This window comes from Microcoleus sp. S13_C3 (genome assembly GCF_036700905.1).
In the GTDB taxonomy this organism is placed as follows: domain Bacteria; phylum Cyanobacteriota; class Cyanobacteriia; order Cyanobacteriales; family Microcoleaceae; genus Microcoleus.
Genome location: NZ_JAUBPT010000177.1, coordinates 1 through 15,996 on the forward strand (window position 1 = coordinate 1; position 15,996 = coordinate 15,996).

Genomic DNA, 15,996 nt, shown 5'->3' on the forward strand with positions numbered 1-15,996 from the left:
TTTGGCAAACCGATTCAGTCATGGCATTGTCTAGAATACATAGATGATATTTTTTGTCAATGCGTAAGTCCTATATACATTCAGATTTACCGTGGGGTGGGGGCGGGTTTATATAGATTGTTGGTCATCGTTATATATTGTTGGTGAACCCGCCCCTACGAACCCAATGCACATTCAACCGCCAAATCTGCTACAATCTCCAGACAGGTTTCACGATTACTGGTAAAGTTAATCCCTAACTTCCAAACCATCGACTCTTATGAAAGCAAGAGATATTATTAGTCTGCAAGCCCTTGGCGCTGCTTTAGCTAAACTAGATTCATCTGTCCAGCTTGGCGAGTTGGAAGAGAATATAAGTCGTCAGATATTGGCTTTAGAAAAATTAGCAGAACAAAACAACACTCTGAACGAAATTTACACAAAAGAACGCCTAGACTTAAAAGAGCAGTACGAAGCAAAATCAAAAGACAAACGATACCAGCCGACAAGTGACAGCATTTACAGCACGGATGCTGCAAATTTAAGCCCTTCCTTTCCTCAGCCGCCTGAAGAAATGGAAAATCCCTCTGAAATAGCTAAAGCCTTTGACAATTTAATTGCATCTTTTAATAAAATCAAAAGCCTGTACGCGGTTGAAAACCCTATAGAAAGTTTTCAAATCATCATGGAACAAGAAGCGATCGCACCTTTGATTCTGGAAGGTTACGATCGCATTCGAGCGCTATTTCCTACGGAAAGATTAGGCTTGGAAGTGAAAACCGATCCAGAAACTGCCAACTGGCGATCGCTGTGGATTACCATTTACACCAAACTCGAAGTCGATGAAGCTTTTGCAAAATTAAAAAATCTCGATCGCACTTGGTGGCTAGACGCCAGTCTTGTCATTCCTAACAATATACTAAACATTGACTTGGGGTGGGAATGAAATTCGATTGGGAGGAATACTTTAATTTAGCAAAAGAGCTAGCTGAAACCACTGAAGAAGCAAAATTGCGTTCTGCTGTAAGTAGAGCTTACTATTCTGTGTTTTGCCTAGCACGGAATTACTTGCGCGACATTCAACAAGATCCCAGACTCTCGCGCAATAAAACTTATGATATCAATGACCATCAATATGTAGCTGAAGAATTTATTCACAATCAATCAAAATCCCAGCCAATGATAGATAGGTAAAGATTTAACTCGCTTGAGAAAAATGAGGAATAAAGCTGATTATGAAGATACTATGTTTAACTTACAAAAAGAAGCGAGAACTGCGTTAATGCTAGGCGAGAATATTATTTCGGGGTTAAATGAGTTGACTGAATAAGCTGAATCATAATTAAAATCGGTAGGGGCGGGTTCCACCAACCATAATAGCCTGAAACAAACAATCTCGAAAACCCGCCCCCACCCAACAAACAATCGCCATGTACATTCAGATTTACCGTGGGGTGGGGGCGGGTTTATTTATCCTTTGAATGATTCCAGAAATGGTTGGTGAACCCGCCCCTACGGCTTAACTTTTACCGTTGCCGTTTCCATTGCCGCCAGTTGTTAGCAAAACCCGCTTAGCTAAAGGTTCCGGCACTTCTTGCAATCGATCGAACTCCCAATTAAAAAATCCTACTCCCATTGTCTGCGATCGCAATTCTACGATCAAATTCTGCATTTCTGCGATCGGCAAATAAGCAGAAACTGCATCCCATCCCTTCCAGTCTTTTTTACCTTCGTAGCCGAGAATTTGGCCGCGGTGTCCGCTGACCAACTGCAACACCTTTGATGTACACTCGTTCGGAGCGCAAATTTCAACTTTGGCGATCGGCTCCAGTAATGCCGGTTCGCACTTCGCCATTCCCTCCTGCATCGCCAAACGCGCCGCTTGCTTGAAAGCTTGTTCGGAACTGTCAACGGTATGATAGGAACCGTTCGTCAGCGTCACCGCTACGTCTACCACCGGGAAACCCAGCGGGCCGCGATCCAAATACTCACGCACTCCCACTTCCACGCCGGGAATGTACTGTTTTGGGACGACGCCGCCGACTATTTTGTCGGTAAAGGTGAAACCTTCTCCGCGAGGCTGCGGTGTAATATCCAGGTACACGTCGCCGAATTGTCCGTGTCCGCCGCTTTGGTGTTTGTAGCGCCCGTGGATGGAAGATGCAGGTTTGCGGATGGTTTCTTTGTACGGCACTTGCGGTAAGTGAGTTGTCATCGGCAAGTTATACTTGCGGCGCAACCTGTCTAAGGCTACTTTCAGGTGGATTTCGCCTTGACCCCAAAGTATAATTTCGTGAGTGTCGCCGTGCTGTTCCCAGACTAAAGATGGGTCTTCTTCTAGCAATTTAGCTAAAGCAGAGCTCAGTTTAACTTCATCGTTGCGCTTTTCTGGGACGATCGCCCGTGCGTAGACAGGGGAGATAATTTCTGCTTTTGGCAATAATTCCTCAGAACCCAGCGTATCGCCTGTTTTCAAGCCTTCTAGCCTTCCCACCGCCACAATTTCCCCCGCGCTGACAGACTGCAAACTTTGCGTTTGCTGGCCGGTCAAGCGGTACAAACCGTTAACTCGAACGCCGTTCAAATTTGCTCCGTCTGCTAGCGTCCCCCGCCACATTCTCACTAACGATAGTTTGCCTCCTTGCGGTGTGTAATAGGTTTTGAGGATTTGAGCTAGAACTTTGTTTTCACTTTGTATAATGCCACGGCGATCGGCTGTAGTTTCCGGTGTCGGCGCTTCCCTCAGCAAAGCTTCCAGCAGAGGCCGCACGCCGAAATCTTGTTCGGCGATGCCGATGAATACTGGCACAATTAAATCTGCGCCTAATTCCATCTTTAAATCGCGGGTAATTTCTTCGGCGTCGGGATTGATTTCTTCGAGCAATTCTTCGAGTAAATGGTCGTCAAAATTCGCCAATTCTTCGAGCATTTGCTGCCGCGCTGCGCTTTCTTCTGCTTTGAGGTGTTCTGGAAGCGGGACGGGATCTGCGGCGGCGCCTGGATGGTAGTGGTAAGCTTGTTCGGTTACTAAGTCGATAAAACCAATGATTTGTTGGTTTTTGCCGATCGGATATTGGTGAGGTACGATCGGTCTACTGGAAACGGATTTGAGCGCGTCGATCACCTCGGTGAAGTTGCTGCCACAAGTAGTTTCGTCTGTGTAAGCTCGATCGATCTTGTTGATGAAAACTAAGTGGGGAATTTCCCAATCGTCGAGGAATTTAAACAGGGGTGCGAGGGTTAAAGTGCGATCGGCAACGGGTTCGCAAACTATTATCGCCGCATCCACACCGATGAGTGCATTGTAAGTTTCTTGGGCAAATTCTACCGAACCCGGACAGTCGAGAAATGTGAAGCGGACGCCTTCATATTCAGCGGTGGCGGCGTTTACTTCTACGCTCATTTGGCGATCGCGTGCTTCCGGCGAACTATCACCTATTGTGTTGCCATCTTTGACATTGCCTTTGCGGGTAATTGTCCCTGTCACCGACAGCAAACTTTCGAGCAGTGCGGTTTTTCCGCTTAAATAAGGGCCAACAATTGCAACGTTCCGCGTGGCCCCAAGGACTTTTTCGTTCATATTCCCTCCAACAGAAAACTTGTTTTCCATTGCTCTTGGTGCAATCAGTTCTCTATCATTTTCTAGACTTTTTCTAGGTTAATTTTTATTGCAGTTTCGAGCAATTTCAGATTTTGGTATGATTCTATACTTTTGACGGTAGCGTATTTTGAGTGACCAAAACACAAATTGTAGTTTTTCTTAATATTTGGAATTTTTAACCGCAGATGAACGCAGATGAACACGAATAAGACTCTGGTTCCCAGGCTCTTCCCATTGGTAACAGTTTAAGACTGAAACTCATAATAAATGTCGCTTGTAGTTGAGTCTCGATCCCCCTAAATCCCCCTTAAGAAGCTATGCCTTACTCACATATTTATATGACTTACGCATTGACAAAAAACATCATCTATGTATTCTAGACAATGCCATCACTGAATCGGTTTGCCAAAATATGCTCACGTATAACTGAAGTGAATAGATTCCTTTGGACTTCATAAGCTGTGTTGCATCTAGATTGCCTATGGTATTAGAGAGGGAGAGGGGGAGAAGAGGAGAGGGGGAGAGGATTTGACGATTGTTGATCGGGACTCGAAATATACAATTTAAATGCACAACAGCTTACCAGTTACTAATTATTTTTTCAGACCGCATAAACTCCAATTTTACAAATGCTTGAAGTGAACAAAATATATGAGTCTTGATTGCAGAGGTGTCTCTCACCATGAAACGACAAATTCCACATACTTGTTTGATGGCTCTATGAAATGTTTCAATTTCCCAATGAGTATCATGAATTGTGAGAAATTCATCTCTTGTTATCTCCTGAATCTTTGACTCATCTGGCAAATACAAAATGTAGTGTCTAGAGGCCTCTTCTTTGGGAGCATCTCACCTTTGCAGCCCAGCTAGAAATTGGAGTTTTGAGGCAGGAGGCAGAAGGAAAGAGGCAGAAGGAAAGAAGAAGAAGGAAGGAGCCAGAAGAAGGAAGGAGCCAGAAGAAGTATTTTTACAAATATGAGATGCTCCCTCTTCTTTAACAAAAACCGATTGATAGAATCGTGAGAAACATCTCCCAATATCTCTGATAATCTGCTACATCCTCCCAGTTTGGGTTCTGACAACAATGCAGGAGGTGTAAATGTCGGCGTTGCATTGTGCCGTAGAGGGTTTAGTTATTTTTCTCATTGTGGCCTCCTTAGAAAGGAGGCCACAATTATTTATCAATCCACTGTTTGGTTATTTTGTCAATGCGTAAGTCCTAGCTCTGATGTTTGCTCAATCTGCTAAAATTGTAATTTCATCCAAAGATGCGATCGCCACATCAGCATTTTCCAAATGACTAACCTCGGCCTTTCCCCAACAAATCCCGATACAGCCAGCCGCGCCCGCATTTTTACCCATCTGAATATCGCCCGCTGAATCTCCCACCATCAAAGTTGCTGCGGGATTTACTCCGAGTTTCTCACAAGCTTGCAAAAACAATTTCGGATCGGGTTTATGAACCGTTGAATCAACTCCCATTTCTAACTGAATGTAGTCAGCTAATGCGTGGTGTTTCACAAACTTCTGCACAACCTCCGTCGTAGCCGCCGAAAGAATTCCCAGTTTTAAACCCGCTTCCGAAAGATATTTCAGCACTTCCAAACTGCCGACGAATAAAGGAGAAACAGAACTATTTTTAAACATTTCGTCAGCTTCGTCAAAAGCGCGGCGCGCAATCGTTAAAGATTCCAGCCATCCCCTGCCGGTTTCGGCGATGTATCCCGCTGCAACAATCTCATTTTCCCTGCGACTACCGACTGCTAGCAAGCCTGTGGGGTCGATGCTGCCACCTTCGATGCCGAAAGCCATTTGTAAAGGCTCTCCAACCCCCGGAATTTGAGCGTCTGCGAGGCGGGCGCGCTTCATCCCCAACAGTCTCAAAAATTCTTGAGAATCCTCTAGAGTGCCGTCTTTGTCAAAGATTACGGCTTGGATATTCGAGAAGGTAATGCCCCGACATTTAATAGTTACCAAGAATCTGAACTCCGTAATATTTATATTTTTTTGTATAGTCTCATATTGTGGTATTTTTGGCAATTATTTTTAGCCAACATAACTCTCTTGTCCCACCCCCTACTCCCCTTATTAAGGGGGGCTAGGGGGGATCTGGCCTTAACTATTACGAGATGCCCGATCGCACTCTTGTCCCCTCCTTATTAAAAGGGGTTAGAGGGGATCTAGCCCTAAGAATGACGATCGCACGCACCCAACAACTCCTGACAAACTCCCTCGAAACACTGCAACACATCAACATTCGTAAACCTGACAACTTGCAGTCCATACCCCTCGAAAATCCCTGTTCTTTCCGCATCATATTGTTTCCCCGGTTCAGTAAAATGACAAGCGAATTTCTTGATGGTACCCGCCACGTGATTTATCCGTGGAATCAATCCCAAATCGAAAATCCTCGAGCCCCCGCATTTATCTGTGGGGTCGCCTCTAAAATCTAAAATCTAAAATCTAAAATCTAAAATCTAAAATCGATTGACTCTCGCCATCAACCTCAATTACCAATCTTAAAGCAGCACAATAAAAATCTACAATAAAATTGTCGATCGGCCGCTGTCTCAAAACTCTAAAAGGGAAATTTCTCAGAAAATCTTCCCAAAGTTTCTTTTCGGCTGGAGTAGGATTTTTCCGAAGTTCCTTGGCGATAGGGATGAGTTTTGGGTTGTAAGGTAGGTGGAAATTCGAGTCGTTTAATTTGATCATCATCCTCCTAATCTCGGATCGATCCCCCCGGCGCCTAGGGCGGGCACGGGGAGTAGGGGTCGCACCGCCCCTACAAAGGGGGGGACAAGATTCTTCTCAAAGTCAACCCCTACTCCCCTTAAGAAGGGGGATTTAGGGGGATCTCCGGGGGACAAGAGTTTAACTGCCTAATCTAATCTCAAACATCATAAATCAACACTCCACAATATTTAAAATCGTCCTACTAAATTAGCCACCATTAATCCTAGTACAACCGGCTGGATGGGCTTAACCATATGCCTTTGAAAACCGGCTTCGATCGCCCTTTCGCGTTCTTTATCGCCCGCATAGGCAGTCAGCGCCGCGGCGGGGATTTCTCCTCCGGCTTCCGCAGCAAGAGCTCGCACTTCTCTAATTAAGAAATACCCATCTTCCTCTGGCATTCCGATATCGGAGATTAGCACGTCGTATCTGCCCGGATTTTCAGTCAAAGCAGCGATCGCACTTCTGGCAGATGCAACTGCTAAAACCTCCGCCCCGTAGCCTTCAAGCACAAATTGTAAGAAGTCGCGCGTATCGATCTGATCGTCTACGGCTAAGATGTGCAAACCTTCGAGAGAGGGGACGCGATCGCTAGAGGCGTTTAAAGACGTTGCCAAAGCAGTTGACTTTAAATCGATCGCCGATGTCAACTCAGCAGGCAGCGATCGCAACGGCAATCTCACAGTCATTGTAGTTCCTTGTTCCTCACCCGGACTTTCGGCTTCCACCGTTCCCCCGTGCAATTCAACCAGGTGACGCACGATCGATAAACCCAATCCCAGCCCTTGATTTGCCTTAACGCTGCTGGCATCGCCTTGATGGAAACGATCGAAAATATACGGCAAAAATTGTGCCCCAATGCCTTTTCCCGTATCGCTGACTCGAAGTTGAGCATGATTCTCGATCGTCGATAGCAGGATTTCCACTCGTCCCCCCGCCGGAGTAAACTTAATCGCATTAGACAGAAGATTCCACACAACTTGCTGCAAGCGATTGATATCCCCTAAAACAGTCGTAGAAATCAACTGCGAAACAATTTGAATGTTTTTTGCTTCGGCTGATAATTCAACCCCCTCCAGCGCAGCTTGCACCACTAACCGCAGATCGATCGGACAAATGCACAGTTGAAGCTTGCCACTGGTAATCCGGGAAATATCCAGGATATCTTCGATTAACTGAGATTGCGCTCTCGCGCTGCGCTCGATCACCTCTAAAGCCTTAGTAACGGCTGGTTCCTTCAGTATCCCCGAACGCAGAATTTGTGCCCAGCCCAGAATCGGAGTCAGGGGATTGCGTAATTCGTGGGAGAGATTCGCTAGAAATTCATCTTTACTACGGTTGGCTGTTTCTGCCTGGTGGCGGGCAAACTGTTCCTGCAGTAATAACTGCGATCGTACTGTCTCCAACTGCTTGCGCTGCGTGATATCCTCGATCGACAACAGAATCATTAAAGCTTGATCTTCTCGTTCAAGTTTACAAGCATTCAGCAGCATGGTTTTGGGCCCGATATTATCAAACAGGTGATCCAACTCAAAGTTTTCAAGCTGAACATCACTAACCAGAATATCTTCCAGAATCCATCGCACTTGGGGGATATTCCACTGCCCGTTGCCTAGCTCAAACAGCGAAGATTTTGCTGTTTCTGACGGTGAAACCTGAAACATTTCATAGAAGGATCGATTTGCTTTATTCACTCGGAAATCAGCATCTAGGACGACTAAAGGCGTTTGCACAGTTTCCACAATGGTTTCAGCATAATTTCGGGCCTCCTCCAAGGTTCTGGCACTGCGTTTAAGAGCATCAATATCGAGCAAAACCATCACCACACCGTCAATCTGGTTTTCCGTTGTCCGGTAAGGACGAATGCGGAGGTTGTACCAATATCCCGATAAAGTTTGAACTTCTTGTTCTTTCGTCTGCAGAGTATCAATCACCTCCAAAATCATCTGTTCCAAGTCAGGAACGTTCAGAGTTGAGCGGATGTCGCTAAAAGGTCGTCCAACATCTGTGGGAATCACACTAAAAATTTGCTGTGCCGTTGGCGTAAAGCGTCGAATCTGTAAATCGTTTGTCAGCATTAAGATAGGGATATTAATACTGGAAAGCAAATTTATCAGATCGTTATTGACCAGGCTTTGTTCAATATTTCGGCTGCGAAGTTCATCGTTAGTGGTAGTGAGTTCCTCGTTAGTCGCTTGAATCTCTTCTTTGGCAGTTTCTAACTCCTCATTGGTGCTTTGCAACTCCTCGTTGCTCGATAGGATTTCTTCGTTCGCAACTTTGAGGTCTTGGTTGAGACTTTCCTGATCCTGGATCACCGCTTGCAGTTGGGCTTGAGCCGCAGTTTTTTCTTGGTTAGCGGCTGCAAGTTGCTGCCTCAGCAGCTCAATTTCAGGATATAGATCCGCTTGATCTAAGCTTTCAGAAGTGAGGATGCTGAGGTTAAGCACCGTGGGTGAAGCCTCTTCAAATAGCACCAAAAAGTAGCGTCCTTCGACGGCCGGTGGCTGGAACGGCATCACCTCAAAATTGACGATACTCGATCGTCCGCCCGATTCAAGCAATACCCTTTCTTTCCTAACGGTTACGTTCTCCGTTTGTGCCTGATAAATCGCGGTGCGAAGCTCAACCAGCAAGCCTGCCCTTGCCATTGCCAGCAAGTTTAAGTCGGGCGTTCCAGCTACCACTCTCAAGTAAGGATCGATGTCTCCCCGCACTTGCAGGATTTTCATCTGCTCGTTGACAACCACACTGGCTGGGGCATATCGATTTAAAATCAGTTGGTCAGTTTCTTGTTGTAAATCCAAGCTATCCGTAAAATTGTTTTTCACTTCCTCCCGTTCACGTGCTTTAGCGACGGGATATGAACTCGGCGTAAACGAAAAATTGGGACGAGTAGCAGTCAACTTTTTGGCATAAATTTTAGACTTTTTATCCACTGAAGTAAACAAGTAGGAAAATTCTCCGGTACTCTCAGAAGTGCCTAACAGGAGAAAGCCCGTTGGCTTAAGACTGTAATGGAAAATCGGCATCACTTTTTTTTGCAATGACTCTCCCAAGTAGATCAGCACATTGCGACAGCTAACTAAATCGATATTGGAAAAAGGCGGGTCGCTGCCTAAGTCTTGTCGGGCAAATACACACAGTTCGCGGACTGCCTTGCTGATTCTATAGCTACCTCTTGCTTCGGCAATAAAGAAACGAGTACGTCGTTCTGGTGAAACATCTACCATCTGGTTTTCTGAGTAGACGCCAGACCTCGCTTTGTTGATAGCGTGTTCGCCAATGTCCGTGGCAAAAATCTGGATCGGTGGCTGGATGACTTGATCGCTCAAAAACTCTAACAAGCAAATCGCGATCGAATAAACTTCTTCACCTGTCGAACATCCCGCCACCCAAATCCGAATCGGAGTTTCGGCCGATTTATTTTGGGTAATCGTGGGGAAAACCAGTTCTTTTAACTTTTCAAAGGCTTCGGCGTCACGGAAGAAACTGGTAACGTGGATCAGGATTTCTTCATACAGGGCTGTGACTTCAGCCGAATTGTATCGAAGATGTTGGGCGTAATCATTCAAGCTTTCCAGCTTGTACAACACCATCCGTCGCTGGATGCGTCGAGCGATCGTCCTGGGTTTGTACTGGCTAAAATCAACGCCTGTGGTGGATTTCAGCAGCGCAAAAATAGTGGCCAGGGCATCTCCGTGTTCGGGCGATTCCTCAACTTTTGTCATGGCAAGCGGGCCAGTGAGAAGGGGATTGTGACTATAGTTTGCCAGTTCCTCGGCAATTTTTTCCGGTGGCAGAACGAAATCGACATTTCCTGTGGCAACAGCGGTATTCGGCATACTATCGAATTTTGCTGTGTCTTGACATTGAGCAAAAGTCATGCCTCCGGCTGCTTTGATTGCCTTGAGCCCGAGTGAACCGTCTCCGTCTCCCCCGGATAAAACTACGGCGATCGCTTTGTGCCCGCGATCGATCGCCAATGAGGTAAAAAACGCATCTCCCGGCATATATTTGCCATAAATCTTCTCGCGCGGTGATAGTTGCAGCACGCCTTGACATAGCACCATCTTGGTGTTGGGCGGAATAACATAGACTTGATTGGGTTCTACAGCTACGCCGTCTTCTACCTCATTAACAGGCATTTGCGTCGTTCTCGCGAGAATCTCGCTAAGCAGACTTTTGTGATTGGGGTCTAAATGCTGAATCAGCACAAACGCCATACCCGTATCGCTCGGTAAATGGCTCAGTAACTGCGTGAATGCTTCCAAACCTCCTGCTGAGGCGGCAATCCCAACAATGGGAAACGGGGCATCGGTTTCGGTTAATTGTTCGGTATCGACTGCGGCTGGTGCGATCGATTCGGGTGTATTTTCTGGAGGTAATTGAGGAGAAGTCATAATGTGAAGTCCTCGACTTCAGTTATTTAGGAGCCAACATATTTGCTAAGCGTCTGGCTCAGTAATTCGGACTATTTGTATCAAAGCTTACTTAAGCTATCGGCATTATGAAGATCCCTTAAGGATGACCTACACTGTTGGAGCCATGATCTGAGCGCTCTCGAACAATTCTGTATGCTGTTGGGGCGATCGCAACAAGAGGCTGGCAATAACCAAGTAGTATATCAGCTTTTGTAGTTAGCTTTTTTCAGCGACAAGTGTAGCAGACAGCGGGATTACTGATTCAGTATTAATTCTAGCAGTATAAGCGACTTGTGCGCCTTGTATTCCTTTTAAATCTTCTACTCGTTTTTGAATTTCGGAGACTCCAGCAGCTTTTAATGCTGTTAAAAATGCTGCGTCGCTGTAAACATCTTCGGAAAAGGAAACTTCGTCACTTTTAGAAAGATTTTGAATGCGGGCGGCTTTGTTGACTGTAGAGCCAAAATAGTCGATCGAATTATTAAGATTTACTAGCAAAGCCGTACCTCGGTGAATGCCAATTCTGACTTGAATCCACTCTTGTGGTTGGCGAGTTGAGTTATACTCTCTCAAACAGCCTACAGCACCAGCGACCGCCATAATTGCTTGTTCGTTGCTGATAAAAGAAGCCATGACAGCATCGCCGATGGTTTTAATGACTTTTCCGCCAAATTTCTCGATCGACTCAAAGAAAATTTCAAAATGATCGCGCACAATATTGTAAGCTTTAGTATCTCCCAGTGTTTCGTACATTCTGGTAGAACCAGTAATATCAGTAAACATAATAGTAATCGCCCGAATCTTGACTCGCTCTCTTTCCGATATTACTTGATTGCCGAACAAACGCTTATAATCCGGGTGATGAAGCAGTTGCATTCCTGACAGCCGGAGGGGCAGTTGTTCTACTGTCAATTCATCGGGCAATTCATCGGAATGCAAAATGAGTCCCGACAAATTGTGTTCGGCATTAGTTAATTCTATCTTGACTTTTCCCGGACGCACGGCAAGCTCTTTTTTATCAAAATCTGGGCCGGCCAACTGCTGCAGTTTAATTTCTTGTATCTCTTCTGTTTCTTCGCCTTCAACCTTTAAAATCCCTTTAGCTAAAGTCAGGGGACAGCAGTAGCGATATCGACCTTTTTCTAAGCTAACTATCTCGGATTCGGTGCAGTATAAAGGCGTTACCAGTTGCAGTTTGCTCTGGAGTACGGGAGGGGGAGCGCAGACGGGCCGCAGTTGCGGGTCTTCGATTTCTTTGTTCAGGGAAAAAGTAACTTCGACACGATCGAGCAAATCAATTTTAAACTCGCGATCGCACATCGGGCAAAAAGACATTTCTGATGTGTCTGCCAAATCCTTAAATTCTTCTGTAATCATGTTGCAGTGGGGGCAGTGAATATCCCAGTGCAAGTCGAAGGCGCCGGCTATCACTCCGTGCAGAAATTCGGAAGTAATTTTTTTAACATTCTTGACTGTATCGCCTGCTACGTAGTAAGGATTAATTCTCAATCTCTGCAAAATGTGGGAACCGGTTAACCAGTTTTCGATTTGGTCGATCGTTCCTTTGCTACAATTGGGACGTTTTTTGAGCTGTTCTAATTTTTCTTTTAATAGTTCGATGTTCATAATCCACTTGCCTTTGAGCGTCAGGGCAAGAAATTTATAAGAATTTTGTTGTAGAATTTGCTCGTCTTGTTGGTTCTGCCGTGAGAATTCTGATGAGCTTGCACCTGTCTCTAACCTTTATAAATCTTAACAAATTAGCACCCGGAAGGCCATGCCTATTTAGGCAGATCGAGCGGGCTGTCACTTTTTTTTATTCAAAGTGCGATCGCTGCATCTGTCTACAGAAAGATATTAAATCTCGGCCATTAAGAATGGGGAATTGGCAATGGGGAATTGGGAATTGTCAACCACCCAGCAGCGACTAATGACTAATGACTAATGACTACTGACTAATGACTAATGACTACTGACTAATGACTAATGACTACTGACTAATGACTAATGACTACTGACTAATGACTACTGACTAATGACTAATGACTACTGACTAATGACTAATGACTAATGACTAATGACTAATGACTAATGACTAAGCTGTTCGGCATTTAAAGGGCTTGCGTAAGGTGCGTCAGCATCTAAGGTTTTCCGTTTCAGCGTAAGGGTTATAGCTGACGCACCCTACTAGCCTCGTTACTGGTTTAAATGCTCCACAGCTTAATAACTAATGACTAATGACTAATAACTAATGACTAATGACTAATAACTAATAACTATAGCAATCCTAAATGATTCGTGTAATTCTTGTAGGGGCAAACCCCCCGTGGTTGCCCCGCTTGACTGGGGTAGGCACGGGGAGTAGGGGTAGCACTACCCCTACATATTTTTACAAATGATTTAGGATTGCTATAATAACTAATAACTACTGACTAATAACTAATGACTAACTAAAAAAAAAAGAGGGAATTTTCCCTCTTTTAATCACACTAAGTGCGATGTTATTCTTCCGTCGCAGGAGGGATTTCTTCCTCTACATCTAATACTGCTTCGGGTGCTGCTTCGGGTGCTGCTTCGGGTGCTGCTTCGGGTGCTGCTTCGGGTGCTACTTCCGGCAGATCCTCTTCCATTGCTGAGGGTACATCTTCGAGTTCGTCGGAGATGTCATCATCAGGATCGATCGAGTCTACAGGAATGTCTATGCCTGCTTTAGCTTGCTTTTGAGCCAGCATTTTCTCGCGGAACTTAGCTGCCATTTCCTCAGCTTTTTCGTACACCAATTCGCGATTTTTGACCATCGCTCCAGGCTCCGGTTCCAACTGCTTAGTGGAGAGAGAAATCCGGCCCCTCTCGGCATCCAAGTCAATGATCATCACTTTCACTTCGTCGTTAACATTGAAGACGCTATGAGGCGTATCGATGTGATCGTGCGAAATTTCCGAGATGTGCAGCAAGCCGCTGACGCCGCCGATGTCGATAAAGGCACCGTAAGGCTTGATACCGCGTACTGTACCGATGACCACTTCCCCGACTTCGAGGCGGTTCATCTTGCGCTCAACTAAGGCGCGACGATGACTCAAGACTAGGCGGTTGCGGTCTTCGTCTACCTCTAAGAATTTTAATGGTAATTCTTCGGCGACTAATTCTTCCTTCGGTTTGCGGGTACTTATATGAGAACCGGGAATAAAGCCTCGCAAGCCTTCTATTCTCACGAGTGCGCCGCCGCGGTTCGTGGCAAATACTTGCGATCGTACTGTGGCATCTTCTGCTTGCAGTTGTCGCACTCTTTCCCACGCCCGCATATACTCGATGCGCCGGATGGACAGGGTTAATTGTCCGTCTTCATTTTCATCGGTTAGAATGAAAAATTCTCTGGTTTCGTTAGATTGCAATACCTCTTCAGGGCTTTCGACTCGATTGATCGACATTTCCTGAATGGGAATGTACGCTGCTGTTTTAGCACCGATATCAATCAGAGCGCCCCTCGGTTCTATACTAAAAACTGTACCCGCTACTACATCGCCCGGGCTAAAGTGATAGTCATATTTATCAAGTAGGGCTGCAAAATCTTCGTGAGTAAAGCCGATGTCTTTGACTGTGGTTTTGAGATTGACCATGCGAATAGTTTCCTAGGATTTCTCTCCTTCATGTTTTTCGTTTGTGCCGGCAGATATTAGAGATTTTGGTGAAAAAGCGATTAACTTTTTTCAAAATCTTTTACTAAAGTCAGTTTTTGCTAACTTTTGCCAGGTGCAACTGCACACCAGCGCTTGCCATTACTGTTACTCCATACTCTGTGTTAAAACGTTGAATCTTAACATTCCGAGTCAAGTAGACTATTTTGACACTCTCAGGTATAAATAAACTGAGATTCTTCGTTCAACGAGCCGACTTGCTGGCGACAGGATTACTCCCGTCTAAGTAGAGGTCGGTTTCTCCAGAAGCGTAAATTTCGGTATGCCCTACCGTATTTAATTAGGCACCGATCTTTAGTTAGGTTTTGTTCAAATGCGAGCTTTCCTAAACTGCAACACCGTTAGGTGTGACTACGCACTCAACTAATCCAGTTAAGTTTTTACGTTGTCTAGTTATACTCTATTTTAGACCGATGACGATCATATCACACCCAGCACTCTTACTGAGAAAAAAGAACACTCGCTCGAAGGAGAGTCCCTTGAGTCGCTATTCCTCCGGGCCTTCCTCGCGACACGGTTTTCAATCTCCCAGAATATTTCTATAAATTAATTTAAGCGAGCTTAGCTGGGACTAGCGCAGGATGCTGGGCTTTCTCGATCGACTGATTCCGAATCCGGCAAATCTGCGTCAAAATTCGGTCGAGTTTCTGTATCTTCAGCTTCGTTGAGGGGATTCTGAAGGTGATTTAGGGTATCTACAAAATCTCGGATGCCTCGAAATTGCCGATATACGGAGGCAAAACGGACATAAGCGACTTCGCTGAGCGGCCGCAGGTGCAACAGCACCAGTTCCCCTATTTCTGAACTGGCGATTTCTCGGAGCGATCGACCTTGGAGTTGGGCCTCGATTTCTTCTGCGAGAGTTTCGAGATGCCCGGAAGACAAACCGGTTTTTTCGCAGGCCCGAATCAATCCCCGAACTAATTTTGACCTGTCAAAAGATTCGCGCTTGCCGTCCCGCTTGATCACCGTAATCGGCACAAATTCTATGCGTTCGTAAGTTGTGAAGCGGTGCTGGCAGTTCAAACACTCACGCCGCCGACGGATGCTTTGACCTGATTCGGCTGAACGCGATTCTAGAACGCGGCTATTTGTGTGTTGGCAGGAGGAACAGCGCATGATTGCTGATTTTAACAGGCATTGCCAGCAAATTGCCATTCATCTAACCGCTTGGGGTCTGATGAATGGCTGGACTAGAAAAATCACTTAGCACACAGCGGTGAAAGAGTCCCGCACCAAATTAGATCACTATGATGCGGGCTAACCGCAGTCCGGTTCAGGATATTTTGGACTTACCGCAGGCGTATAGCTAATTATTTGCCAATCCGGGGAGGTTCCCGAAATGCGATTGCAAAAAATAGTACGCCTATGGCTAAAGCCAGAATCAAAATGTAAGCAACACTTTCCATGTTAAATTTTCCCTATCTTCCCTTGCCGTATTATTTTATCGTGAACAAACCTGACGGTCAACTGAGTACAGTTAGACCGCAGGCTTCTTTTTCCTTTTTTTCAAAGGCTTTTTATAGTGAGGTAGTTCCACCCCCACTTGCTAATATAGTAT

At 45.5% G+C, this 15,996-nt stretch carries 12 protein-coding genes and 1 pseudogene; 3 read left to right on the forward strand and 10 right to left on the reverse strand.

Annotated elements, in window-relative coordinates; genetic code table 11:
• Positions 1–259 precede the first annotated feature (259 nt).
• Together QUA16_RS31145 and QUA16_RS31150 are read left to right on the forward strand one after the other, a co-directional pair.
• Entirely contained in the window at positions 260–925 is a 666-nt protein-coding gene (locus QUA16_RS31145; protein ID WP_333108145.1) for a hypothetical protein, read from the forward strand.
• Positions 922–1,173: a hypothetical protein gene (locus tag QUA16_RS31150; protein WP_333108146.1), complete on the forward strand. Its 252-nt coding sequence runs from the start codon at positions 922–924 to the stop codon at positions 1,171–1,173. Before QUA16_RS31145 ends, QUA16_RS31150 begins: the two co-directional genes overlap by 4 nt.
• A 325-nt stretch (positions 1,174–1,498) precedes the next feature.
• Here QUA16_RS31150 and QUA16_RS31155 read toward each other — a convergent pair whose 3' ends face one another.
• The gene (locus tag QUA16_RS31155; RefSeq protein ID WP_333108147.1) at positions 1,499–3,559 is read right to left on the reverse strand and encodes an elongation factor G; all 2,061 of its coding nucleotides are present in this window, start codon (positions 3,557–3,559) and stop codon (positions 1,499–1,501) included.
• Between the two features lie 859 nt (positions 3,560–4,418).
• On the opposite strand from QUA16_RS31155, the gene QUA16_RS31165 reads away from it, so the two are divergent.
• Entirely contained in the window at positions 4,419–4,559 is a 141-nt protein-coding gene (locus QUA16_RS31165) for a hypothetical protein (RefSeq protein ID WP_333108155.1), read from the forward strand.
• Positions 4,560–4,569: 10 nt separating this feature from the next.
• Here the strand turns inward: QUA16_RS31165 and QUA16_RS37075 are convergent.
• The 9 genes and pseudogenes from QUA16_RS37075 to QUA16_RS31210 all read right to left on the reverse strand — a co-directional run.
• Positions 4,570–4,726 (reverse strand): annotated as a pseudogene (locus tag QUA16_RS37075) (IS701 family transposase); the annotation flags it as partial.
• Positions 4,727–4,816: 90 nt separating this feature from the next.
• Positions 4,817–5,557 (reverse strand): HAD family hydrolase, encoded by a 741-nt coding sequence (locus QUA16_RS31175; RefSeq protein ID WP_333108148.1) that lies wholly within the window; start codon positions 5,555–5,557, stop codon positions 4,817–4,819.
• 209 nt (positions 5,558–5,766) lie between these two features.
• A complete protein-coding gene (locus QUA16_RS31180) occupies positions 5,767–5,952 on the reverse strand; it encodes a DUF559 domain-containing protein (protein WP_333108149.1) in 186 nt (61 codons plus the stop codon).
• 91 nt (positions 5,953–6,043) lie between these two features.
• Positions 6,044–6,298: a DUF559 domain-containing protein gene (locus QUA16_RS31185; protein WP_333108150.1), complete on the reverse strand. Its 255-nt coding sequence runs from the start codon at positions 6,296–6,298 to the stop codon at positions 6,044–6,046.
• Between the two features lie 206 nt (positions 6,299–6,504).
• On the reverse strand, positions 6,505–10,719 hold the full coding sequence (locus QUA16_RS31190) for a chemotaxis protein CheB (protein ID WP_333108151.1): 4,215 nt from the start codon (positions 10,717–10,719) through the stop codon (positions 6,505–6,507).
• A gap of 237 nt (positions 10,720–10,956) precedes the next feature.
• Complete coding sequence (locus tag QUA16_RS31195; RefSeq protein ID WP_333108152.1) at positions 10,957–12,366, reverse strand: adenylate/guanylate cyclase domain-containing protein; 1,410 nt, start codon at positions 12,364–12,366, stop codon at positions 10,957–10,959.
• 875 nt (positions 12,367–13,241) lie between these two features.
• Complete coding sequence (locus QUA16_RS31200) at positions 13,242–14,357, reverse strand: 30S ribosomal protein S1 (protein ID WP_333108153.1); 1,116 nt, start codon at positions 14,355–14,357, stop codon at positions 13,242–13,244.
• A gap of 639 nt (positions 14,358–14,996) precedes the next feature.
• Positions 14,997–15,554, reverse strand: coding sequence for a transcriptional regulator NrdR (gene nrdR, locus QUA16_RS31205; protein ID WP_333108154.1), 558 nt, complete (start codon positions 15,552–15,554; stop codon positions 14,997–14,999).
• Positions 15,555–15,748: 194 nt separating this feature from the next.
• Positions 15,749–15,844, reverse strand: coding sequence for a photosystem II reaction center protein T (locus QUA16_RS31210; RefSeq protein WP_006635641.1), 96 nt, complete (start codon positions 15,842–15,844; stop codon positions 15,749–15,751).
• Positions 15,845–15,996 lie beyond the last annotated feature (152 nt).